19 protein-coding genes are annotated in these 23,067 nt (G+C 48.0%); 18 read left to right on the forward strand and 1 reads right to left on the reverse strand.

What is annotated here, in order from left to right; genetic code table 11:
* Positions 1–47: 47 nt before the first annotated feature.
* The 17 genes from wcaJ to ugd all read left to right on the forward strand — a co-directional run bounded on the left by wcaJ (position 48) and on the right by ugd (position 20,815).
* Positions 48–1,442 (forward strand): undecaprenyl-phosphate glucose phosphotransferase, encoded by a 1,395-nt coding sequence (wcaJ, locus tag ACF8PE_RS11415; RefSeq protein WP_032612384.1) that lies wholly within the window; start codon positions 48–50, stop codon positions 1,440–1,442.
* Position 1,443: 1 nt separating this feature from the next.
* On the forward strand, positions 1,444–2,922 hold the full coding sequence (gene wzxC, locus ACF8PE_RS11420) for a colanic acid undecaprenyl disphosphate flippase WzxC (protein ID WP_234549146.1): 1,479 nt from the start codon (positions 1,444–1,446) through the stop codon (positions 2,920–2,922).
* Between the two features lie 15 nt (positions 2,923–2,937).
* Positions 2,938–4,218 (forward strand): colanic acid biosynthesis pyruvyl transferase WcaK, encoded by a 1,281-nt coding sequence (wcaK, locus tag ACF8PE_RS11425; RefSeq protein ID WP_392494869.1) that lies wholly within the window; start codon positions 2,938–2,940, stop codon positions 4,216–4,218.
* Positions 4,215–5,435 (forward strand): colanic acid biosynthesis glycosyltransferase WcaL, encoded by a 1,221-nt coding sequence (wcaL, locus tag ACF8PE_RS11430; protein WP_059307567.1) that lies wholly within the window; start codon positions 4,215–4,217, stop codon positions 5,433–5,435. Before wcaK ends, wcaL begins: the two co-directional genes overlap by 4 nt.
* A gap of 13 nt (positions 5,436–5,448) precedes the next feature.
* Entirely contained in the window at positions 5,449–6,834 is a 1,386-nt protein-coding gene (gene wcaM, locus ACF8PE_RS11435) for a colanic acid biosynthesis protein WcaM (protein WP_230430797.1), read from the forward strand.
* A gap of 178 nt (positions 6,835–7,012) precedes the next feature.
* Positions 7,013–7,909 carry a GalU regulator GalF gene (galF, locus tag ACF8PE_RS11440; RefSeq protein WP_032612377.1) on the forward strand — a complete coding sequence of 299 codons (897 nt, stop codon included), beginning with the start codon at positions 7,013–7,015 and terminating at the stop codon, positions 7,907–7,909.
* A 372-nt stretch (positions 7,910–8,281) separates the two neighbouring features.
* Entirely contained in the window at positions 8,282–9,367 is a 1,086-nt protein-coding gene (gene rfbB, locus ACF8PE_RS11445) for a dTDP-glucose 4,6-dehydratase (RefSeq protein WP_032612375.1), read from the forward strand.
* Complete coding sequence (gene rfbD / locus ACF8PE_RS11450) at positions 9,367–10,266, forward strand: dTDP-4-dehydrorhamnose reductase (RefSeq protein WP_032612372.1); 900 nt, start codon at positions 9,367–9,369, stop codon at positions 10,264–10,266. Before rfbB ends, rfbD begins: the two co-directional genes overlap by 1 nt.
* A 52-nt stretch (positions 10,267–10,318) precedes the next feature.
* Complete coding sequence (gene rfbA, locus ACF8PE_RS11455) at positions 10,319–11,197, forward strand: glucose-1-phosphate thymidylyltransferase RfbA (RefSeq protein WP_032612370.1); 879 nt, start codon at positions 10,319–10,321, stop codon at positions 11,195–11,197.
* A gap of 220 nt (positions 11,198–11,417) precedes the next feature.
* Entirely contained in the window at positions 11,418–12,680 is a 1,263-nt protein-coding gene (locus ACF8PE_RS11460; RefSeq protein WP_032612368.1) for a flippase, read from the forward strand.
* A 4-nt stretch (positions 12,681–12,684) separates the two neighbouring features.
* Complete coding sequence (locus tag ACF8PE_RS11465; RefSeq protein ID WP_032612366.1) at positions 12,685–13,650, forward strand: glycosyltransferase family 2 protein; 966 nt, start codon at positions 12,685–12,687, stop codon at positions 13,648–13,650.
* Positions 13,640–14,413 (forward strand): glycosyltransferase family 2 protein, encoded by a 774-nt coding sequence (locus tag ACF8PE_RS11470; protein ID WP_230430794.1) that lies wholly within the window; start codon positions 13,640–13,642, stop codon positions 14,411–14,413. Before ACF8PE_RS11465 ends, ACF8PE_RS11470 begins: the two co-directional genes overlap by 11 nt.
* Before the next feature lie 12 nt (positions 14,414–14,425).
* Complete coding sequence (locus tag ACF8PE_RS11475) at positions 14,426–15,562, forward strand: glycosyltransferase family 4 protein (RefSeq protein ID WP_117385319.1); 1,137 nt, start codon at positions 14,426–14,428, stop codon at positions 15,560–15,562.
* Complete coding sequence (locus ACF8PE_RS11480; RefSeq protein ID WP_059307571.1) at positions 15,549–16,742, forward strand: hypothetical protein; 1,194 nt, start codon at positions 15,549–15,551, stop codon at positions 16,740–16,742. The genes ACF8PE_RS11475 and ACF8PE_RS11480 overlap by 14 nt, the downstream gene beginning before the upstream one ends.
* A gap of 20 nt (positions 16,743–16,762) precedes the next feature.
* Entirely contained in the window at positions 16,763–17,866 is a 1,104-nt protein-coding gene (locus tag ACF8PE_RS11485; protein WP_059307572.1) for a glycosyltransferase, read from the forward strand.
* 123 nt (positions 17,867–17,989) lie between these two features.
* Entirely contained in the window at positions 17,990–19,396 is a 1,407-nt protein-coding gene (gene gndA, locus ACF8PE_RS11490; RefSeq protein ID WP_032612355.1) for an NADP-dependent phosphogluconate dehydrogenase, read from the forward strand.
* A gap of 252 nt (positions 19,397–19,648) precedes the next feature.
* On the forward strand, positions 19,649–20,815 hold the full coding sequence (gene ugd, locus ACF8PE_RS11495) for a UDP-glucose 6-dehydrogenase (protein WP_032612353.1): 1,167 nt from the start codon (positions 19,649–19,651) through the stop codon (positions 20,813–20,815).
* 47 nt (positions 20,816–20,862) lie between these two features.
* Here the strand turns inward: ugd and ACF8PE_RS11500 are convergent, their stop codons facing one another.
* The gene (locus ACF8PE_RS11500; protein WP_032612350.1) at positions 20,863–21,867 is read right to left on the reverse strand and encodes an NAD-dependent epimerase; all 1,005 of its coding nucleotides are present in this window, start codon (positions 21,865–21,867) and stop codon (positions 20,863–20,865) included.
* Between the two features lie 194 nt (positions 21,868–22,061).
* Between ACF8PE_RS11500 and wzzB the strand changes: the two genes are divergently transcribed.
* On the forward strand, positions 22,062–23,042 hold the full coding sequence (wzzB, locus tag ACF8PE_RS11505; protein WP_392494870.1) for an LPS O-antigen chain length determinant protein WzzB: 981 nt from the start codon (positions 22,062–22,064) through the stop codon (positions 23,040–23,042).
* Positions 23,043–23,067 lie beyond the last annotated feature (25 nt).

Consider the following 23,067-nt stretch of genomic DNA (forward strand, 5'->3'; position numbering starts at 1 on the left):
CTTGCCCCTCTCCCGACGGGGGAGGGGACCCTGAAACAGGAACAACGATGACAAATCTAAAAAAGCGCGAGCGAGCCAAAACGAATGCATCGTTAATCTCTATGGTGCAGCGTTTTTCTGATATCACCATCATGTTCGGTGGCTTGTGGATGGTGTGTAAACTCAGCGGGCTGCCCTTCCTCTATATGCATCTGCTGATGGCGCTGATCGCGCTGGTGGTTTTCCAGATGATCGGCGGGATGACCGATTTCTACCGCTCATGGCGTGGCGTCAAGATCGCCACCGAACTCCTGCTGCTGTTGCAGAACTGGACCTTGAGTCTGGTCTTCAGCTTCGGGCTGGTGGCCTTCAACAACGACTTTGATAATCGTTTTGCCACCTATTTTGCCTGGTATCTGCTCACCAGCGTGGGGATGGTGGTCTGCCGATCGCTGATCCGCTACGGTGCCGGCTGGCTGCGTAACCGCGGCTATAACACCCGCCGGGTGGCGGTGGCCGGGAGTATGCCCGCAGGACTGGCGCTGCTTGACGGCTTCCGAAAAGAGCCGTGGCTGGGGTTCGATGTGGTCGGTGTTTATCATGACGCGCAGCCCGGCGGCGTGTCGGCTGACTGGGCCGGTAACTATTCCCAGCTGGTTGACGATGCTAAAGCCGGCAAGATCCACAACGTCTATATCGCCATGCCGATGAGTGACGAGGCCAGAATCAAAACCCTGATGCGCAAACTGGCGGACACCACCTGCTCGGTGATCCTGATCCCCGATGTCTTCACCTTTAACATCCTGCATTCCCGCATTGAAGAGGTGAATGGCGTGCCGGTGGTGCCGCTGTATGACACGCCACTCTCGGGGCTTAACCGGGTACTGAAGCGCGTGGAGGATATTGTCCTCTCATCCCTGATCCTGCTGCTGATCTCCCCGGTGCTCTGCGCCATCGCGCTGGCGGTGAAGATCACCTCCCCGGGGCCGGTTATTTTTCGCCAGACCCGCTACGGCATGGACGGTAAGCCCATTATGGTGTGGAAATTCCGCTCCATGAAGGTGATGGAGAACGACCAGGTGGTGACCCAGGCGACGCAAAACGATCCGCGCGTCACCCGCGTCGGTAATTTCCTGCGCCGCACCTCGCTGGACGAATTGCCGCAGTTTATCAACGTCCTGACCGGGGGCATGTCGATTGTAGGCCCGCGCCCGCATGCGGTGGCCCATAACGAGCAGTATCGCGCCCTGATTGAAGGCTACATGCTGCGCCATAAAGTGAAACCGGGCATCACCGGCTGGGCGCAGATCAACGGCTGGCGCGGTGAGACCGACACCCTTGAGAAGATGGAAAAACGCGTTGAGTTCGACCTGGAGTACATCCGCGAGTGGAGTCTCTGGTTCGATATCAAAATCGTTTTTCTCACCGTCTTTAAGGGCTTTGTGAACAAAGCGGCGTATTAACATGAGCTTACGTGAAAAAACCCTCAGCGGGGCAAAGTGGTCGGCTATCGCCACAGTGATCATCATCGGCCTCGGGCTGGTGCAGATGACAGTGCTGGCGCGCATCATTGATAACCACCAGTTTGGCCTGTTGACCGTCTCGCTGGTGATCATCGCCCTGGCCGATACGCTGTCGGACTTCGGTATCGCCAACTCGATCATCCAGCGTAAGGAGATCAGCCATCTGGAGTTAACCACGCTCTACTGGCTGAACGTCGGCCTCGGTGCGCTGGTGTTCGTGGCGCTGTTTCTGCTCAGTGATGTTATTGCTGACGCGCTGAATAACCCGGAGCTGGCCCCGCTAATGCGCGCCCTGTCGTTTGCTTTTGTGGTCATCCCCCACGGGCAGCAGTTCCGCGCCCTTATGCAAAAGGAGCTGGAGTTCAGCAAAATCGGCATGATTGAAACCAGCGCGGTGCTGGCCGGGTTTACCTTTACCGTGGTCAGCGCCCACTTCTGGCCGCTGGCGATGACGGCCATCCTTGGCTATCTGGTGAACTCTGCCGTACGTACGCTGCTGTTCGGCTACTTTGGCCGCAAGATTTACCGCCCGGGTTTTCACTTCTCTCTCTCTTCGGTGTCGTCCAACCTGCGCTTCGGTGCCTGGCTGACCGCCGACAGCATCATTAACTATGTGAACACCAACCTCTCGACGCTGGTGCTGGCGCGCATCCTCGGTGCCAGCGTGGCGGGGGGCTATAACCTGGCCTACAACGTGGCGGTGGTGCCGCCGATGAAGCTTAACCCGATTATCACCCGCGTGCTGTTCCCGGCGTTCGCCAAAATTCAGGATGATACCGATAAGCTGCGGATCAACTTCTACAAGCTGCTGTCGGTGGTGGGGATCATTAACTTCCCGACGCTGCTGGGGCTGATGGTGGTCTCCGGCAATATGGTGCCGCTGGTGTTCGGTGAAAAATGGATCAGTATTGTGCCGATCCTGCAATTGCTGTGCGTGGTGGGCCTGCTGCGCTCCGTCGGCAACCCGATCGGTTCGCTACTGATGGCGAAAGCCCGTGTCGATATCAGCTTCAAATTCAACGTGTTTAAAACATTTCTGTTTATTCCGGCGATCGTCATCGGAGGCCATCTGGCGGGCGCGATGGGGGTGACGCTGGGCTTCCTGCTGGTGCAAATCATCAACACCGTGCTGAGCTACTTCGTGATGATTAAGCCGGTGCTGGGTTCCAGCTATCGGCAGTACATCCTGAGCCTGTGGCTGCCGTTTTACCTGTCGCTGCCGACGCTGGCGGTGAGCTATGGCCTGGGCATCGCTCTCCACGGGCATCTGCCTCTCGCCGCGCTGCTGGCGGTGCAGGTGGCTGCGGGTGCCGTGGCCTTTGCCGTGATGATTGTGCTGTCGCGTAATGCGCTGGTGGTAGAGATTAAGCGTCAGTTCTGCCGCAACGAAAAGATTAAAACGCTGCTTCGCGCAGGCTAATTTTAAGAGGTCATTATGAAATTACTGATTCTGGGCAACCATACCTGTGGTAACCGTGGTGACAGCGCCATTTTGCGCGGCCTGCTGGATGCCATTTACACCCTGTCGCCTGAGACCGAAGTCGATGTGATGAGCCGTTACCCGGTCAGCTCCTCCTGGCTGCTGAACCGCCCGGTAATGGGCGATCCGCTCTACAGCCAGATGAAACAGCACAACAATGCCGCAGGCGTGATGGGCCGGGTAAAGAAGGTGCTGCGCCGCCGCTATCAACACCAGGTGCTGCTGTCGCGTGTCACCGACACCGGTAAGCTGCGCAATATCGCCATCGCCCAGGGTTTTACCGATTTTGTTCGTCTGCTCTCTGGCTACGACGCCATCATCCAGGTGGGCGGTTCCTTCTTTGTTGATCTCTACGGCGTGCCGCAGTTCGAGCACGCGCTCTGTACCTTCATGGCGAAAAAGCCGCTGTTTATGGTCGGCCACAGCGTCGGGCCATTCCAGGATCCACAGTTCAACCAGCTGGCAAACTATGTGTTTGGCCACTGCGATGCCCTGATCCTGCGCGAGTCGGTGAGCCTGAATCTGATGCAGCGCAGCGAGATAGACACCCGCAAAGTGGAGCAGGGCGTCGATACCGCCTGGCTGGTGGATCACCAGGAGGCGAACTTTACCCCCAGCTACGCCGTAAAGCACTGGCTGAACGTGGTCGGGCAGCAAAAAACGGTTGCCATCACCCTGCGCGAACTGGCCCCGTTCGACAAACGGCTGGGTACCACCCAGGCGATCTATGAGAAGGCCTTTGCCGAGGTGGTCAACCGGGTATTGGACAGCGGCTACCAGGTGCTGGCGCTCTCCACCTGTACCGGGATCGACAGCTACAACAAAGATGACCGCATGGTGGCGCTGAATCTGCGCCAGCACGTCAGCGATCCGTCGCGCTACCACGTGGTAATGGACGAACTCAACGATCTTGAGATGGGCAAGCTGCTGGGAGCCTGCGATCTGACCGTGGGCACGCGTCTGCATTCGGCGATTATCTCGATGAACTTTGGTACGCCAGCCATCGCCATTAACTATGAACACAAGTCTGCCGGGATCATGCAGCAGTTGGGCATGCCGGAGATGGCAGTGGATATCCGCCATCTGCTGGATGGCTCCCTTGGAGCGATGGTGGGTGACACCCTCGGCCAGTTGCCGGCCATCAACGACCGCCTGGCGGTGGCGGTCAAAGCCGAACGTGAAAACGGCATCAGAATGGTGAAATCGGTGCTGGATCGGGTCGGGGAGGGCAAATGAAGGTTGGTTTCTTCTTACTGAAATTTCCGCTCTCGTCCGAAACCTTTGTGCTGAACCAGATCACCGCGTTTATTGATATGGGTTATGACGTGGAAATTGTCGCCCTGCAAAAGGGCGACACGCAAAATACCCACGCGGCATGGACGCAGTACGACCTGGCCAGCAAAACCCGCTGGCTGCAGGATGAACCGCAGGGCAAGCTCGCGAAGCTGGGCTACCGCGCCCGCCAGACCCTGCGCGGGCTGCATCGCCCGGGAACGTGGAAGGCGCTGAACGTTTCCCGCTATGGCGCTGAGTCGCGCAACCTGATCCTCTCCGCCATCTGCGGCCAGACGGTACGCCCCTGGCGCGCGGATGTGTTTATCGCCCATTTCGGCCCTGCGGGCGTGACGGCAGCCAAGCTGCGTGAGCTGGGGGTCATTGACGGAAAGATTGCCACTGTTTTCCACGGGATCGACATCTCCAGCCGGGAGGTGTTGGCGCACTATACCCCGGAATATCAACGCCTGTTCCAGCGCGGCGATATGATGCTGCCAATAAGCGATCTCTGGGCCGGACGGCTCAAAAGTATGGGTTGCCCGGCCGAGAAGATCACCGTCTCGCGCATGGGCGTGGATATGCAACGCTTTACCCAACGGCCGGTGAAGACCCCGGGAAGCCCGCTACAGATTATCTCTGTGGCGCGCCTGACCGAGAAAAAAGGGCTGCACGTGGCGATTGAGGCCTGCCGCCAGCTGAAAGCGCGTGGCGTTGCTTTTCACTATCGCATTCTTGGCATCGGCCCCTGGGAGCGCCGCCTGCGCACCCTGATCGAACAGTACGAGCTGGAAGACTATGTTGAGATGCCGGGGTTTAAACCCAGCCATGAAGTCAAAGCCATGCTCGATGCCGCCGATGTCTTCTTATTGCCGTCAGTCACCGGTACCGATGGCGATATGGAAGGGATCCCGGTGGCGCTGATGGAGGCGATGGCGGTGGGGATCCCCGTTGTCTCCACCGTTCACAGCGGCATTCCCGAACTGATCGAACCCGGCCACTCCGGCTGGCTGGTGGAAGAAAACAATCCGGCGGCGCTTGCCGGGCAGCTGGAGCGCTTTGCCGCGCTTGCCGACCACGAACTTTCGCCCGTGCTGCACAACGCGCGCCGGAAAGTGGAGACCGATTTCAATCAACACCTGATTAACCGGCAGTTAGCCACTCTGCTTCAGACGCTTTAAAAAGGGAGGCGATATGCCGAAAGAGATGACGCGACGCGCGTTTGTCACCACCTGTTCCGTACTGGCCGCCGCACCGCTAATAGGGGTGCGGGCCGCAGCGAACAACGCCACGGTGGATATCAGTCGCTATAACCATCGTGACTGGATCGCGGCGTTCAAAAAGGCCTTTACCGAAGGCGACACGGTGGTGGTACCCGCCGGGCTTACCTGCGACAACATCAACACCGCCATTTTTATCCCCGAGGGCAAAACCCTGCGCATCCGCGGCGCGCTGACCGGCAACGGACGTGGGCGGCTGGTGTTGCAGGATGGCAGTAAGGTGATTGGCGAAGGAGAGGGGCGCAGCGAAAACATTACCATCGACGTCCGCGGTTCCGACTGTGTGATCCAGGGGCTGGCGATGAGCGGTTATGGCCCGGTGACCCAGATCTATATCGGCGGCAAAAAACCGAGAGTAATGCGCAACCTGGTGATCGACAACCTGCGGGTCACTAAAGCCAACTATGCGATCCTGCGTCAGGGTTTCCATAACCAGGTGGATGGCGCACGGATCACTAACTGTCACTTCAGCTATCTGCAGGGCGATGCCATTGAGTGGAACGTGGCGATCAACGACCAGAACATCCTGATCTCCGACCACGTTATCGACCATATCGACTGCACCAACGGTAAAATTAACTGGGGCATCGGCATCGGGCTGGCCGGCAGTACCTATGATAATGCCTACCCGGAAGACCAGGCGGTGAAGAACTTTGTGGTGGCCAATATCACCGGCAGCAACTGCCGCCAGTTAGTGCACGTTGAGAATGGCAAACACTTTATTATCCGTAATGTTAAAGCCAAAAATATCACCCCGGATTTCAGCAAAAAAGCGGGCATTGATAACGCCACGGTAGCGATATATGGCTGTGATAATTTTGTCATCGATAATGTTGAAATGACCGGCAGCGCAGGCATGTTAATTGGGTACGGTGTGATTAAAGGCAATTATTTGTCGATACCGCAGAATTTTCGCCTCAACAATATCCATCTCGACAACCAGAAACTTGCGCGAAAGCTGCGCGGAATACAGATCTCCTCCGGCAATGCGACCTCGTTCGTGGCCATCACCAATATCGAGATGAAGCGTGCCACGCTTGAGTTACATAATAAACCGCAGCATCTTTTTATGCGTAATATCAACGTGATGCAGGATTCCAGTGTCGGGCCTGCCCTGAAGCTGAACTTTGATCTGCGCAAAGATGTGCGCGGGAAATTTATGGCTCGCAAAGAGACGTTGCTGTCGCTGGCCAACATTAACGCGATTAATGAAAAGGGCCAAAGCTCGGTGGATATTGACCGCGTCGATCACCATACCATTAACACGGAACGGCTGAATTTTAGTCTGCCAAAGCGCTAGAAATTAACCAGACGGCATTTTGCGAAGATTCCTGGAATTGAAGCGCGCGGATTCGGATTGCAACTACTGGAATTTAGACGATAGTTGCGTAACATCGTCATCAGATTTGTAGCAATCCGTGCTGGCGAAACCATGCTAAAGAGCTATAATTCGGCAACCATTTTAAGGTGGAAGAAATATGATTAATTTGAAAGCGGTTATTCCGGTAGCTGGTCTGGGCATGCATATGCTCCCGGCCACAAAAGCCATTCCTAAAGAGATGCTGCCGATCGTTGACAAGCCGATGATCCAATACATCGTCGACGAGATTGTTGCTGCAGGGATCAAAGAAATCGTTCTGGTGACCCATTCTTCAAAGAATGCGGTAGAAAACCACTTCGACACCTCCTACGAACTCGAAGCCCTTCTGGAGCAGCGCGTTAAGCGTCAGCTGCTGGCAGAAGTGCAGTCCATCTGCCCGCCAGGTGTGACTATTATGAACGTTCGCCAGGCACAACCGCTGGGGCTTGGTCACTCAATCCTGTGCGCGCGTCCTGTGGTCGGCGATAACCCGTTTGTTGTCGTATTGCCGGACATCATTCTGGACAACGCCTCTGCCGACCCGCTGCGCTACAACCTTGCTGCTATGGTGGCGCGTTTCAACGAGACCGGCCGTAGCCAGGTGCTGGCGAAGCGTATGAAGGGCGATCTGTCCGAATACTCTGTCATTCAGACCAAAGAGCCGCTGGATTCAGAAGGTAAAGTCAGCCGTATCGTTGAGTTTATCGAAAAACCGGATCAGCCGCAGACGCTCGACTCCGATCTGATGGCCGTTGGCCGCTATGTGCTCAACGCTGAAATTTGGGCTGAGCTGGAGCGTACCGAGCCAGGCGCATGGGATCGTATTCAGCTGACGGATGCTATCGCGGAGCTGGCGAAGAAGCAGTCTGTCGATGCGATGCTGATGACCGGTGACAGCTACGACTGCGGTAAAAAGATGGGATACATGCAAGCCTTTGTTCAGTATGGCCTTCGTAATCTGAAAGAAGGGCAAAAGTTCCGGGAAAGCATGAAGAAACTACTAACCAAAGACTAACGATTGGTTTGTCGTTGACTAAACGGCAGTGGATCATTCCAGGCTTTTATAAGCCATGTGAATGACACTGCCGTTTTCTTTTTAAATATTTTCTTAATTTTCAGTGGCTTAATTGCTGTTTTTTTGTATGACTGGCTTGCTTTTTTCCCTTGTTTCTACACGCATTTAAGACGACAATTATTAATTGACTTAAACGCTACCCTGTCACGATTTGCCGGGGAAAGGCGATTACATACCTCTCAATATGATCACGTTCAGTGCACTGGTAGCTGTTAAGCCAGGGGCGGTAGCGTGTCTGATTTCTGAATATTCGCTTTAAGGCATTGTCAGAAATCCATTATCCCAATGTAAACATTTAACGGAAAATAACGCGTGAAAATTCTTGTTACTGGTGGTGCCGGTTTCATCGGCTCTGCGGTTGTACGACATATTATTCAAAACACCCAGGATTCGGTGGTTAATGTCGATAAATTGACCTACGCCGGTAACCTGGAATCTCTGGCTGAGGTGAGCAACAGCCCGCGTTACGCTTTTGAGCATGCCGATATTTGCGACAAAGCGGCAATGGACCGTATCTTTGCCGAGCATAAGCCTGACGCGGTGATGCACCTGGCAGCCGAGAGTCACGTTGACCGTTCGATTACCGGCCCGGCTGCGTTTATCGAGACCAATATCGTTGGGACTTACGTGCTGCTGGAAGCGGGCCGAGCGTACTGGTCAACGCTGGACGATCAGGCGAAAAAAGCGTTCCGTTTCCATCATATTTCCACCGACGAAGTGTACGGCGATCTGCCGCACCCGGACGAACATCCTGCGTCTACCGAGCTGCCGCTGTTTACCGAGACCACGGCGTATGCGCCAAGCAGCCCCTATTCAGCCTCGAAAGCGTCCAGCGATCACCTCGTGCGCGCATGGTTGCGTACCTACGGCTTCCCGACCATCGTCACCAACTGCTCAAATAACTACGGGCCTTATCACTTCCCGGAAAAACTGATCCCGCTTGTGATCCTGAACGCCCTGGACGGAAAAGCGCTGCCGATTTACGGCAAGGGCGATCAGATCCGCGACTGGCTCTATGTCGAAGATCACGCCCGTGCGCTCTATACGGTAGTGACCCAGGGTAAACCAGGCGAAACCTACAACATCGGCGGCCATAACGAGAAACAAAACCTGGATGTTGTGCATACTATTTGCGATCTGCTTGATGAGATCGTGCCAAAAGATGGCTCTTATCGCGATCAAATTACCTATGTTACTGACCGCCCCGGCCATGATCGCCGTTATGCCATCGATGCGGATAAGATTAGCCAGACATTGGGCTGGAAACCGCAGGAAACCTTCGAGAGCGGGATCCGTAAAACGGTGGAGTGGTATCTGGCTAACACCCAGTGGGTCGAGAACGTCAAAAGCGGCAACTATCAATCCTGGATTGAACAGAACTACGGGGAACGTCAGTAATGAATATCCTTTTGTTCGGCAAAACAGGGCAGGTGGGTTGGGAGCTGCAACGCTCGCTTGCTCCCCTTGGTAACCTGATTGCCGTCGATGTTCACTCCAGCGAATATTGCGGTGATTTCAGCAATCCAGAAGGCGTAGCGGAAACCGTGCGTCGCATTAAGCCAGATGTGATTGTGAATGCGGCGGCGCATACGGCCGTAGATAAAGCCGAATCAGAAGCAGAATTCGCCCAGTTGCTGAATGCCACAAGCGTTGAGGCCATCGCTAAAGAGGCGGCTAAAATCGGTGCCTGGGTTGTACACTATTCTACCGATTACGTTTTCCCGGGTAACGGCGAAGAACCGTGGCGAGAAACGGATGCGACAGCACCGCTGAATGTGTATGGCGAAACCAAGCTGGCGGGCGAAAAGGCTTTGCAGGCACACTGTGCTCGCCACTTAATTTTCCGTACCAGCTGGGTTTATGCCGGTAAGGGAAATAACTTTGCGAAAACCATGCTGCGTTTTGCAAAAGAGCGGACAGAGATGTCGGTTATCAACGATCAGTTTGGCGCGCCAACAGGTGCTGAGCTGCTGGCAGACTGCACGGCACATGCGATCCGCGTGGCGCTGAAGCAACCTGATGTTGCAGGACTTTATCATCTGGTTGCGAGTGGGGTGACTACCTGGCACGACTATGCCGCCCTGGTGTTCGACGAGGCGCGTAAGGCTGGTATTGAACTGGCGATTACTACGCTCAACGCCGTTCCTACCAGTGCTTATCCTACTCCGGCACGTCGCCCGAATAACTCCCGTCTGAACACAGATAAATTCCAGCAAAACTTTGATCTCGTATTACCTGCGTGGGAAACCGGCGTAAAGCGTATGCTGGCAGAATTGTTTACGACGACTGCGGTCTGACCTTACATTAAATGCCCGTTTACGGGCATTTTGCACATAAAGAGATGATGAAATGAAAACGCGTAAAGGGATTATTTTAGCCGGTGGTTCAGGAACTCGTCTGTACCCGGTCACTATGGCTGTCAGCAAACAACTGCTACCGATCTATGACAAGCCGATGATCTATTACCCGCTGACTACGCTGATGCTGGCGGGGATTCGCGACATTCTGATTATCAGTACCCCGCAGGATACGCCACGCTTTGAACAGCTGCTTGGTGATGGCAGTCAGTGGGGCCTTAACCTGCAGTATAAAGTCCAGCCAAGTCCGGACGGCCTGGCGCAGGCATTTATCCTGGGCGAAGAATTCATCGGCGATGACGATTGTGCGCTGGTGCTGGGCGACAACATCTTCTATGGTCATGACCTGCCGAAGTTGATGGACTCCGCGGTGAGTAAAGAAAGCGGTGCTACCGTCTTTGCTTATCATGTTAACGATCCTGAGCGCTATGGTGTCGTGGAGTTTGATAAAGACGGTACGGCTGTCAGCCTCGAAGAAAAACCGGTTGAGCCAAAAAGCAATTACGCCGTAACCGGACTCTATTTCTATGACAATAGCGTTGTTGAGATGGCGAAAAGCCTTAAGCCCTCTGCGCGCGGTGAACTGGAAATCACAGATATTAACCGGATCTATATGGAGCAGGGGCGTCTGTCCGTTGCCATGATGGGACGCGGTTTTGCCTGGCTGGATACCGGTACACATCAGAGTCTGATTGAAGCGAGTAACTTCATTGCGACCATTGAAGAGCGCCAGGGATTAAAGGTGGCCTGCCCGGAAGAGATTGCTTATCGAAAAGGGTTTATTGATGCGGAGCAGGTTAAGTCGCTTGCCAAACCTTTAGCGAAGAATGCCTACGGTCAATATTTGTTGAAGATGCTTAAAGGTTATTAACCTGACAATGTAGTTAATGTGACAACGTTGAATGCGGCACATCTCTATTTAAGCTCCTGAAAGGCCGTGATGCGTTTGAAAGGATGATGACAAGACGTCATGTCGCCGCATTCCAGACAAGTCATTTTGAATGATTGATTAATCAGATATGTGAGAAAAATCAGCCATTTCAGAAAAGGTTAAAATAAAAACACTTTTATGAACAGAAATTAATTAGCTTATGTCACTTTTGAAAAACAGCATATGGAATATGGCAGGGTATGCAATCCCAACATTAATAGCCATTCCAGCATTTGGAATCATCGCACGAAAAATAGGCGTTGAATTATTTGGCCTGTATACGTTGTCGATGATTGTCATTGGATATGCAAGCATATTTGATGCAGGTTTAACAAGAGCTGTAGTACGTGAAATAGCTTTATTAAAAGAAAATAAAGTAGACAGCAATATCGTCATTAATACATCGCTGGTCGCTATCTTTATATTAGGTGCGTTAGGCGGAGGGGCGTTATTTGTATTCAAGGATAATATCATCACCTTGCTTAATATTAGCAGCCAGTATTATTCCGATGTTTACAACTCAATCATTATTCTTGCCTTACTGATTCCTGTTTTCTTGGTGACGCAAATATTCCTCGCCGAACTTGAAGGCCGTGAATATTTTGGACACTTAAACATTCAAAAAAGCATAGGTAACTCACTTATTGCTGGTTTGCCTGTTTGCTTTGTATTCTACCAGGAAACTCTTTTCTATGCCGTATTAGGCATTGCTTTGGCAAGGATCATTTGCTTAGTATTAAGTTATTTATATGTCAGGAAAAGAATAACATTAGGTATAAAATATTTTTCACTCTCAGTGCTAAAGCGGATGTTTTACTATGGAGGGTGGGTCACCGTCAGTAATATTATCTCTCCGCTGTTGATCAGTATGGATAGATTTATCTTATCAAATATTGCGGGTGCATCGAAAATCTCTTTTTATACGGTGCCAAATGAGCTTGTAAACAGATTATCGATAATTCCCGGTTCGTTAGGTAAAGCTATTTTCCCAAAACTTAGCTGTTTGAATAATTATGATGAGTCTATTAAGCATCAAAAATATGCCTACAAGCTGATGACGCTTATCTGTTTCCCTCTGTGCCTTTTCGTATATTTGTTCGCAGAAAAAATATTAACTATCTGGATGGGTAGTCAATTTGCAGGAACATCGTCAACAATCCTACAAATTATGATTGTTGGCTTTTTCTTTAACTGCTTCTCACAAATACCTTTTGCAAATATACAAGCTTTCGGGAAAGCGAAATATACAGCTTATATTCATATGCTGGAATTTATCCCGTATATGATCCTGTTGTTTGTCTTTACAAAACAATTTGGCATTGTTGGTGTTGCCTTTTTATGGACTGCAAGGGTTATTGTTGATTTTATACTTTTGTATTATATGAGCCATAGATGTAATATTCTTATGAAGAAGCAAAGGTAAAGTGATGGTATATGTAATAGTATTAAACTGGAATGGTGCGAAAGACACATGTTTGTGTGTTAATAGCTTACTCCAGATGAATTATGATAAATTTAGAATTGTTATAGTAGATAATAAATCAACTGATGACTCATATACTACAATAAAAAATGAAGTAATCAATAAGGTCAGTGATAATAGCCAGGCTACGATAATTACTTCAGAAGATATTAATAAATATAAAGTTAAGCCTGATGAAAAAATAATTTACATTCAGTCAGACTATAATCGCGGCTATGCTGGTGGGAATAATCTTGGCGTGAAATTCGCGCTTAATCAGGATGATGCAGATTATGTCTGGGTGCTGAACAATGATACAGAAGTTGATGCCAATGCCCTCCAATATTTAGTTGATAAATGTAATCAAGATTCAAACATTGGGATATGTGGTTCTCGGTTGGTTTATTTTGATGACAGAGAAACTCAACAAGGCTTGGGTGGGTTACATAATAAATGGCTGTGTACTACTAAACAATACGGCATTGGTGAAAGTGCTCATGCTAAATATAATGATGAAATTGTTGCACAGCAAATCGATTACGTAATCGGCGCGGCTATGTTCTTTACTAAAGAATGCTTAAATAAAATTGGTTTGATGTATGAAGACTATTTTTTATATTACGAAGAATTAGATATTTGTTTGCGAGCAAGAAAGGCTAACTTCAAGCTAGGTATCTGTTCTGATAGCATTGTTTATCATAAAGAAGGTGCAAGCACGGGTGGCGGAAAGAGCAAAGTTGCAGATTTTTGCTCCATCAGAAACCGGCTTCTTGTGACTGCCAAATTTTATCCTGAATGTTACATCACAGTTTGGTTGTCTCTGTTTGGTGTTGCTTTTAACAGGGCCAGACGAAAAGAATTCAACAAGATGATTGTATGTCTTCTCATCATTTTTAGTTTTGGTAGGAAAAAATTACAACATGGAAAATAATCACAGCAAGATATTTATTTCCATTGTATCTCATGGTCATGATGATATGATTCGTGAAAGTGGGATTTTAGAACAAGTCAAAAATTATAAGGATGTATTCCTTGTAGTAAAAAATAATAAAATACATTCTTCTTTAAATGAAAATGATTCAGAATGTATCTATTTTATCAATGAGCATTTTAATCGTGGTTTTGGCGATAATAACAATATTGTTTTTAACTTCTGTAAAAATCATTTAAACATGAAAGAAGAAGATTACTTTATTGTTTTGAATCCAGATGTGTTAATTGATTTGAATGACGTAATAAAATTATGTGATTCTATGCGGCAAAATAATGAAAAAGCTGCAACAATAAATTTATATAAAGACGATTTAAAAACTGTTTATGATAATTCGATAAGGCATTTTCCAAAGTTTAAGGATTTTTTCCTTTCATATCTTGGCTTTAAAAATAAAACTATTATCGAAAAAAGCGCTGTCAATAATAAATGTATTGTTGATTGGGCTGCTGGTTCATTCCTCGCATTTCGGGCAGAACATTACGCCAGACTAGGCGGCTTTGATGAATCATTTTTCATGTATTGTGAAGATATCGATATTTGCTTTAGAAGCAAAGCAGAAGGTGTTGCTTTGGTTTATTACCCAACGATTAGCGCAGTGCATAAAGCACAGCATGCCAATAGATCATTATTCTCAAAACATTTCGTTTGGCATGTAAAAAGTATTATTAAATATTGTGCAAAAACCAAAGCCTTTTTTTAGTGGAGTACATTGATGAAAGTTGCATTTCTGTCATCCTATGATCCCACCTCAACAGGTAGTTGGTCAGGGACGCCTTATTATATGTTGTCTGCGTTAAAAAGACATAATATTGATGTTAAGGTGCTTGGTCCTATAAATTCGTTAACTAAACCATTTTTGAAAGCATTTAAACTGTTTCTTAAATTGTTTGGGATCAATTATGATTATAGTTATTCTTCAATTTTATCGTATGAGTACGCATTTCGGTTTAATAAAATTCTAAAAAAAATATCAGATGTGGATTTCATTATCGCGCCGGCAGGCTCTACTCAAATAGCACATTTGAAAACTAATATTCCGATATTATATTTATCAGACACAACCTACGACCAGCTGAAAAAATACTATAGCAATTTTAATTCTATTAATGATTCTTTCCATTATCAGGGGAGCAAGATAGAAAGAGCTGCGTTAAATAATGCTGCAATAGTTTCCTTCCCTTCAGACTGGGCTGCTGAATTTTGCGTTAAACATTACAAATTACCAGAGTCAAAAGTTAAAAAATTACTGTGGGGGGCTAATATAGTAGAACCTAATGCTCATCCGAAAATTAGAACACAAGATGATGATAAATCATTTACCTTATTATTCCTGGGCGTTGACTGGGAACGTAAAGGTGGAAAAGTAGCGTTAGAGGCAGTTGAATATTTACGTAAAAGCAAAAATATTGACGCTAAGCTTATTGTTTGTGGATGCACTCCTGAAACGAGCGAGCTTCCAGATTGGGTTGAAGTAACGGGCCGCTTAAATAAAGACATTCCATCTGACATGACTATTTTTAAAAATGTTCTCATGAAATCAGATGTACTGTTACTTCCAACAATAGCAGAATGCTATGGCATGGTGTTCTGTGAGGCGGCGGCTTATGGAATGCCAGTCGTTGCAACCAATACAGGTGGCATTAGCTCAATTGTTGTTGAAGGTGAAACTGGGTTGTTGATTGATGATCCAACCGATTCACAAGCCTTTGCAAACAGTATTTATGAAATAATAAACAATTTTGATAACTATAATCGTTATTCAAATAATGCATTTGAACGATATCATAGTCATTTAAATTGGGATGCGTGGGCGAAAAAAATAATTGAGTTAATGTATGACTATAAATAATATTAGGCCTCACAATACGAATACTTTTTTATTCTTTTTAATGCTTGTGTTTATTGCGCCTGATTTTATCTATTATAGATTAGGACTCGGGAATTTCTCGCTTTCAACGTTAGTCGCATTAACTGTTTTATTCGTTTGTTTGCGGTTGAAATGGATAACTCGTGATTGTCGTTTAGCAATTGCACTTGTCTTTTTTATATTGATATTGAATATAATTTCTAGCTTCTTTGTTAATGGTATCGCAGACCTCTTTAATATTAAAGTATATTTCTCTGTTGTATCATTACTGCTTATGGTTTACTTTGCATCTTGTTTTGCAAATAACATTAGCTATTTATCAGACTCCACTATTAAAAAAGCTTCATTTAGGATGTTTTACATTCTTTGTGCCATTGGAATGGTCGGAGCAGTGCTAATCATTGGCGGAGTAGTGCAAGATAAAAGCATGGTGTTTTTCTCTGAACCCTCTGCATTTGCCTTGATATTTTTGCCATTCTTCTCGTTTGCATTGTTTTATGCGAGAGGAACAACAACGATAATCATTTTTATCGTGTCGTTTAGTATTGCACTTGCGGTACAGAATTTGACCTTACTGGTTGGTTTGGTCTTCTGCGTAATCGCTCTTAAAAAGGTCAGGATTTTACCTTTCGCTGTCGCTTTTTGTTTAATGTTGTTTGTCTGGACCTTTTATCAATTTACTTATGATTATACATACTTTTCCTCACGCTTAAGTTTTGCCAACTCTACTAACTTTTCTGTACTGGTCTATCTTTCTGGACTGGAACGTGCATTTTTAAACTTCACTGAAAGTTTAGGGTTGGGGACCGGCTTCCAGCAAATGGGCTACAATGGCGTCGTTGGAGAAAGCCAAAAAGTCCTGGAAAGCTTAGGGGCAGGACATTTAAATTTGTATGATGGATCATTTATAGCGTCAAAGTTTATTTCTGAATTTGGACTGATTGGCTTAATTTTTTGTATTTTATTTACGCTTAAATTTATCAAGTCTTTCATTTCGTTTAACTCGAAAAAATCCTACTCTGCTCAGCATGTGTTAGCGTATTGTTTCTTACTGTCATTCATTATCCCACTTTTCATCCGTGGTGCTGGGTATTTAAATCCATATGTGTTTATGATGTTATCTTCGATGTTTATGTATCGTAATTTATCAAAAAAAGTGTAATCTGGCGGAAAGGAATATTTATGTTTATAGTTATTTCAGGCGTTAACCTCGTAGAGGGGGGAACGCTTAAAGTATTCAGAGATGCATTGATAACATTAGATAAGAATACATCGCCTGAAGATACCGTTTATGCATTGGTGCATAAAAAAGAATTGTTCAATGATCTTGTCTTCGAAAACATTACGTTTATTGAATATCCTGACATCAAAAAAAGCTGGCTCAAAAGACTCTATTTTGAGCTTGTTACATGTAAGGGTTTGAGTAAAAAATGGGGCGCAGACGTTTGGTTGGCAATGCACGATATCACGCCTAATGTCGCAGTAAAAAAGCAATTTGTTTATTGCCATAACTGCTCTACAGTTTATAAGTCTAATTTCAAAGATTTTCTTTACGAACCCAAATTCTTCCTTTTTTCTAAATTCTATAATCTACTTTACAAAATCAATATTAAAAAGAATGATGCCATCATTGTGCAGCAGCGTTGGTTTGGCGAGTATTTGAAAAATCATGTAGGCGCCGAGCGGTATATTGTCTCTCGACCAATTAGCCCTGTTGTTAATGACACGAAACCTTCATTTAGTCCTGAGCATACGGTAAATCTTTTCTATCCTGCATTGCCTCGTACGTTTAAGAATTTTGAGTTACTGCTTGATGCCCTTTCGCTATTCAATGAGAAATCGCCTGCTCATAAAGGGAAGCTAACGCTTACGTTAACGTTTTCAGAAGATACGAATAAATTCTCAAAGTATATAATAGATAAGTATAAACATGTTGAAGGTGTTAATTTTACTGGCCTGCTAAACTTCGCCCAGGTTGAACAGGCTTATAATCAATGTGATGTCGTAATATTCCCGTCATTATTGGAAACATGGGGCCTACCCATTTCAGAAGCCAAGATGCATGCGAAGCCGATTATATTGGCTGATTTACCTTATGCGCATGAAACCTTGGGTAATTATGAGTGCGCTGCTTTCATTGATCCTTATTCCGCAGAGGATTTAGCAAACCTTTTTGTTGATTTAATGGATGGAAAACCCGTTTTCAATGAAGTGAATTTGAAAAAAGATGATGAATTTTATGATTGGGATAAAACCATAAAGCATTTATTAACAACAAATAACTAATATATTTCCTATTGTTAATATTAAAAAAATTATCTTTTAAAAAAAACACTCGTTGAGTTAACATCTAAGCCACATTTCAAGCCGCGTATATGGCGCGGTGACCACACCTGACAGGAGTATGTAATGTCCAAACAACAGATCGGCGTCGTCGGTATGGCAGTGATGGGGCGCAACCTGGCGCTGAACATCGAAAGCCGTGGTTATACCGTCTCCGTTTTCAACCGCTCCCGTGATAAAACTGAAGAAGTGATTGCCGAGAACCCAGGCAAAAAACTCGTTCCTTTCTATACGGTGCAGGAGTTCGTTGAATCCCTGGAAACCCCTCGTCGCATCCTGTTAATGGTGAAAGCAGGCGCTGGCACCGATGCGGCCATCGACTCCCTGAAACCGTACCTGGAAAAAGGCGACATCATCATTGATGGCGGTAACACCTTCTTCCACGACACCATTCGTCGTAACCGTGAACTGTCAGCTGAAGGCTTCAACTTCATCGGTACCGGTGTTTCCGGCGGTGAAGAGGGCGCACTGAAGGGTCCATCTATCATGCCTGGCGGCCAGAAAGACGCCTATGAGCTGGTTGCGCCAATCCTGACCAAGATTGCTGCCGTTGCTGAAGACGGTGAACCGTGTGTGACCTATATCGGTCCAGACGGTGCGGGTCACTATGTGAAGATGGTTCACAACGGTATTGAATACGGTGATATGCAGCTGATCGCTGAAGCCTACTCACTGCTGAAAGGCGGCCTGAACCTTACTAACGACGAGCTGGCGCAAACCTTTACCGACTGGAATAACGGTGAGCTGAGCAGCTACCTGATCGACATCACCAAAGACATCTTCACCAAGAAAGATGAAGAAGGTAAATACCTGGTCGATGTAATTCTGGATGAAGCGGCGAATAAAGGTACTGGTAAATGGACCAGCCAAAGCTCCCTGGATCTGGGCGAGCCACTGTCACTGATCACCGAATCGGTCTTCGCGCGTTACATCTCTTCTCTGAAAGAGCAGCGTGTTGCGGCATCTAAAGTGCTGACCGGTCCACAAACACAGCTGGCTGGCGATAAAGCAGAATTTATCGAAAAAGTCCGTCGCGCTCTGTACCTGGGTAAAATCGTCTCTTACGCGCAGGGCTTCTCTCAGCTGCGTGCCGCCTCTGATGAGAACAACTGGGATCTGAACTACGGTGAAATCGCGAAGATCTTCCGTGCCGGTTGCATCATCCGTGCTCAGTTCCTGCAGAAAATTACCGATGCATACGCTGAAAACGCGGGCATCGCTAACCTGCTGCTGGCCCCATACTTCAAGCAGATTGCTGATGATTACCAGCAGGCGCTGCGTGACGTCGTGGCTTACGCGGTACAGAACGGCATTCCGGTGCCAACCTTCTCTGCTGCAGTCGCTTATTACGACAGCTACCGTGCTGCCGTTCTGCCTGCGAACCTGATTCAGGCGCAGCGCGACTACTTCGGCGCGCACACCTATAAACGTACCGATAAAGAAGGTGTTTTCCACACCGAGTGGCTGGATTAATCTGATTTAACTCAGTCATGTAGCGAGACCCGGTGAATGTCACCGGGTTTTTTTTATTTGTAATATCCCCGTGTTGCCTAACCCTGGTCATCGGGGCAGTGTTAATGCAGCATAAAACACTACAATTGTTCCTTTCTGCAGCCGGCCATTCGCCTTGACATCAACTCAGCATACGGGGTAAAAACCCCAAAAGTTGCTTATAGCGGTGGGGCGGTTGTCGCTCCCGACACTTAACTTAAAGACGTTAATTCAATGAAAATAACAATCTCAGGAACAGGTTATGTGGGTCTCTCTAACGGGATCCTGATTGCGCAGCACCATGAAGTGGTGGCCCTGGATATCGTGCAGGCCAAAGTAGATATGTTGAACCAGAAGATCTCGCCCATCGTGGATAAAGAGATCCAGGATTATCTGACGAATAAGCCATTGAATTTCCGTGCGACCACTGACAAAGTTGACGCCTACACCGGGGCGGATTTTGTCATCATTGCCACGCCAACCGACTACGATCCAAAAACGAACTATTTCAACACGTCGAGCGTAGAAGCGGTGATTAAGGATGTGACGGCGATTAACCCGAATGCCGTGATGATCATCAAATCAACCATTCCTGTCGGCTTCACCCAATCGATCAAAGAAGAGCTGGGTATCGATAATGTGATTTTCTCACCTGAGTTCCTGCGTGAGGGCAGGGCATTGTACGATAACCTGCACCCGTCTCGTATCGTTATTGGTGAGCGCTCCGAGCGTGCGGAACGGTTTGCTGCCCTGCTGCAGGAAGGCGCCATTAAAAAGGACATCAATGTTCTTTATACCGACGCCACAGAGGCGGAAGCCATCAAACTCTTTGCCAATACCTATCTGGCCATGCGAGTTGCCTATTTTAACGAGCTGGACAGCTACGCAGAGAGCCTGGGCTTGAATACCCGCCAGATCATTGAAGGCGTCTGCCTCGACCCGCGTATCGGTAACCACTACAACAACCCTTCCTTCGGTTACGGTGGCTACTGCTTGCCAAAAGATACCAAGCAGCTGCTGGCTAACTACCAGTCCGTACCGAACAACTTAATCTCTGCGATTGTAGATGCTAACCGCACGCGTAAAGACTTCATCTCTGATTCCATTCTGGCGCGCCACCCTAAAGTTGTGGGCGTGTACCGTCTGATTATGAAGAGCGGTTCGGATAACTTCCGTGCCTCCTCCATTCAGGGGATTATGAAGCGTATTAAGGCAAAAGGCGTTCAGGTCATCATTTATGAGCCGGTGATGAAGGAAGACGAATTCTTCCATTCCCGCGTGGTTCGTGACCTGGATGCCTTCAAGAAAGAGGCCGATGTGATTATCTCTAACCGAATGGCGGAAGAACTCTCCGACGTGGCGGACAAGGTCTATACCCGCGATCTGTTTGGTAACGACTGACTTTATCAACAGCAGAAAAAAGCCCGGCAATTATGCCGGGCTTTTTTTTAAACCTTATAAAACTCGCGATACCAGTCAACGAAGTTCTTAACGCCTTCTTTCACCGAGGTCTGAGGTTTAAAGCCGATAACCTCATACAGCGCCGTGGTATCTGCGCTGGTTTCCAGCACATCACCGGGCTGGATCGGCATCATGTTTTTGTCAGCTTCAATGCCTAACGCCTCTTCCAGCGCCGTGATGTAGTCCATCAGTTCAACAGGGGAGCTATTCCCGATGTTATAGACACGATAAGGTGCGGAGCTGGTCGCAGGGGAGCCAGACTCCACCGTCCAGTTACTGTCCGCCTGGGGAATAACGTCCTGCAAACGAACAATCGCTTCAGCAATGTCATCGATATAGGTGAAGTCACGCTTCATCTTGCCGAAGTTATAGACGTCGATACTTTTGCCTTCCACCATGGCTTTGGTGAATTTAAACAACGCCATGTCAGGACGCCCCCACGGGCCGTAAACAGTAAAGAAGCGCAGGCCAGTCGTCGGCAGACCATACAGGTGGGAGTAGGTATGTGACATCAGCTCGTTGGCTTTTTTGGTCGCGGCGTACAGCGAAACCGGGTGATCCACGGAGTCATCCGTTGAGAACGGCATCTTACGGTTCAGACCGTACACGGAACTGGAGGAGGCATAAAGCAGATGCTGCACCTTATTATGACGGCAGCCTTCCAGTACGTTCAGATGCCCCACCAGGTTGGCTTCTGCATAAGCATGTGGGTTATCCAGGGAGTAGCGCACGCCAGCCTGGGCGGCGAGATGGATCACCCGATCGAATTTTTCTGTAGCGAAGAGGGCCGCCATACCGTCGCGGTCGGCCAGTTCAAGCTTATGGAAGCTAAAATTCGCGGAGGTGAGCAGATCAAGACGCGCCTGCTTCAGGTTCACATCGTAATAGTCATTAAGGTTGTCGATACCCACAACCTGATGTCCGGCATCCAGGAGCCGCTTGCTGACATGAGCGCCGATAAAGCCTGCAGCGCCAGTGACCAGAAATTTCATAACTGTCCTCATCTGTTACGTATCATGTCCGGTGCGTTAAGTACCGGATTTGGGGTATGATAACGCGATGCGAAGGGTATCCAAACATCATATTTTCGATATGCCTAATCGGATTCCTATAGAAAATCCGAAAACAATCGATAAACTATATCTGAAACTTTATTATTTGCGCTTTTTCGCCTTCTAAGGATTATATGACGCACAACAACAATAACACGGTCATGCGTAGCAATGACCCTGAACAGATTGATTTGATTGATCTATTGGTACAGCTGTGGCGTGGAAAATGGCTAATTGCTGTGTTTATCGCCATCGCCCTTATAATTGCTGGCCTGTACCTGGCCTTTGCCAAAGAGAAGTGGACATCTACCGCGATCATCACTCAACCTGATGCCGCTCAAATTGGCAGTTACAGCAACGCGCTGAATATCCTTTATGGTAGTAATGCGCCGAAACTGACTGAAATCCAGGCGAGCGTAATCACGCGTTATAACGCCTCCTTCTCCGCATTATCCCAGACGCTGGAAAACGGTGCTGTCCCGGAATCCCTGACTATCGAGCCTACCGTTAAAGGCCAGGATATCCCTCTCAGCATTAAATATGTGAGTAGCTCAGCCGAAGCGGCGCAAAAGCAGGTAGCGCAATATATTCAGCAGATTGATGAGCAAATTCAAAAAGAGCTGGAAGTTGATCTGAACGATAACATCAAGCAGCAGGTCACCAGCTTGAACGATGTGCTGGGTAACCAGGAGACCATCGCTCAGGAGCAAAAAGATGTGCGAATCAAGCAAATCACAGAAGCCCTGAAGTATGCTGAAGCTGCCAACATTGCCACCCCAAAAATCCAGCAGACTCAGGACGTTACGCAAGAAACGATGTTCCTGTTAGGGACTGAAGCGCTGCAATCCATGATTGCCCATGAATCTTCACGTCCATTGACGCTGTCCGACAGCTATTATCAGAACAAACAGAAACTGCTCGATATTCAAAAACTGAAAATCGATCCGACAACCATCCATGCCTATCGCTATGTCATGAAGCCGGACCTGCCGATTCGTCGTGACAGTCCTAAACGTTCGTTGGTACTGGTTCTGGCGGTACTGCTGGGCGGGATTGTCGGTTCCGGCATTGTGTTAGGACGTAACGCCCTACGCAACTACCAGAGCAGAGCTTAAAAGCTGAAAAAAAACCGGGTTTCCC

Origin of the sequence: Leclercia sp. GLN_9, from assembly GCF_043105735.1 — a bacterium.
GTDB classification, from domain to species: Bacteria; Pseudomonadota; Gammaproteobacteria; order Enterobacterales; family Enterobacteriaceae; genus Enterobacter; species Enterobacter adecarboxylatus.

What these genes read in the sequence shown, in the direction of transcription:
- wcaJ (WP_032612384.1), top strand. Translation starts at nt 48, where the DNA reads ATGACAAATCTAAAAAAGCGCGAGCGAGCCAAAACGAATGCATCGTTA.
- wzxC (WP_234549146.1), top strand. Translation starts at nt 1,444, where the DNA reads ATGAGCTTACGTGAAAAAACCCTCAGCGGGGCAAAGTGGTCGGCTATC.
- wcaK (WP_392494869.1), top strand. Translation starts at nt 2,938, where the DNA reads ATGAAATTACTGATTCTGGGCAACCATACCTGTGGTAACCGTGGTGAC.
- wcaL (WP_059307567.1), top strand. Translation starts at nt 4,215, where the DNA reads ATGAAGGTTGGTTTCTTCTTACTGAAATTTCCGCTCTCGTCCGAAACC.
- wcaM (WP_230430797.1), top strand. Translation starts at nt 5,449, where the DNA reads ATGCCGAAAGAGATGACGCGACGCGCGTTTGTCACCACCTGTTCCGTA.
- galF (WP_032612377.1), top strand. Translation starts at nt 7,013, where the DNA reads ATGATTAATTTGAAAGCGGTTATTCCGGTAGCTGGTCTGGGCATGCAT.
- rfbD (WP_032612372.1), top strand. Translation starts at nt 9,367, where the DNA reads ATGAATATCCTTTTGTTCGGCAAAACAGGGCAGGTGGGTTGGGAGCTG.
- rfbA (WP_032612370.1), top strand. Translation starts at nt 10,319, where the DNA reads ATGAAAACGCGTAAAGGGATTATTTTAGCCGGTGGTTCAGGAACTCGT.
- ACF8PE_RS11460 (WP_032612368.1), top strand. Translation starts at nt 11,418, where the DNA reads ATGTCACTTTTGAAAAACAGCATATGGAATATGGCAGGGTATGCAATC.
- ACF8PE_RS11465 (WP_032612366.1), top strand. Translation starts at nt 12,685, where the DNA reads ATGGTATATGTAATAGTATTAAACTGGAATGGTGCGAAAGACACATGT.
- ACF8PE_RS11470 (WP_230430794.1), top strand. Translation starts at nt 13,640, where the DNA reads ATGGAAAATAATCACAGCAAGATATTTATTTCCATTGTATCTCATGGT.
- ACF8PE_RS11475 (WP_117385319.1), top strand. Translation starts at nt 14,426, where the DNA reads ATGAAAGTTGCATTTCTGTCATCCTATGATCCCACCTCAACAGGTAGT.
- ACF8PE_RS11480 (WP_059307571.1), top strand. Translation starts at nt 15,549, where the DNA reads ATGACTATAAATAATATTAGGCCTCACAATACGAATACTTTTTTATTC.
- ACF8PE_RS11485 (WP_059307572.1), top strand. Translation starts at nt 16,763, where the DNA reads ATGTTTATAGTTATTTCAGGCGTTAACCTCGTAGAGGGGGGAACGCTT.
- gndA (WP_032612355.1), top strand. Translation starts at nt 17,990, where the DNA reads ATGTCCAAACAACAGATCGGCGTCGTCGGTATGGCAGTGATGGGGCGC.
- ugd (WP_032612353.1), top strand. Translation starts at nt 19,649, where the DNA reads ATGAAAATAACAATCTCAGGAACAGGTTATGTGGGTCTCTCTAACGGG.
- ACF8PE_RS11500 (WP_032612350.1), bottom strand. Translation starts at nt 21,867, where the DNA reads ATGAAATTTCTGGTCACTGGCGCTGCAGGCTTTATCGGCGCTCATGTC.
- wzzB (WP_392494870.1), top strand. Translation starts at nt 22,062, where the DNA reads ATGACGCACAACAACAATAACACGGTCATGCGTAGCAATGACCCTGAA.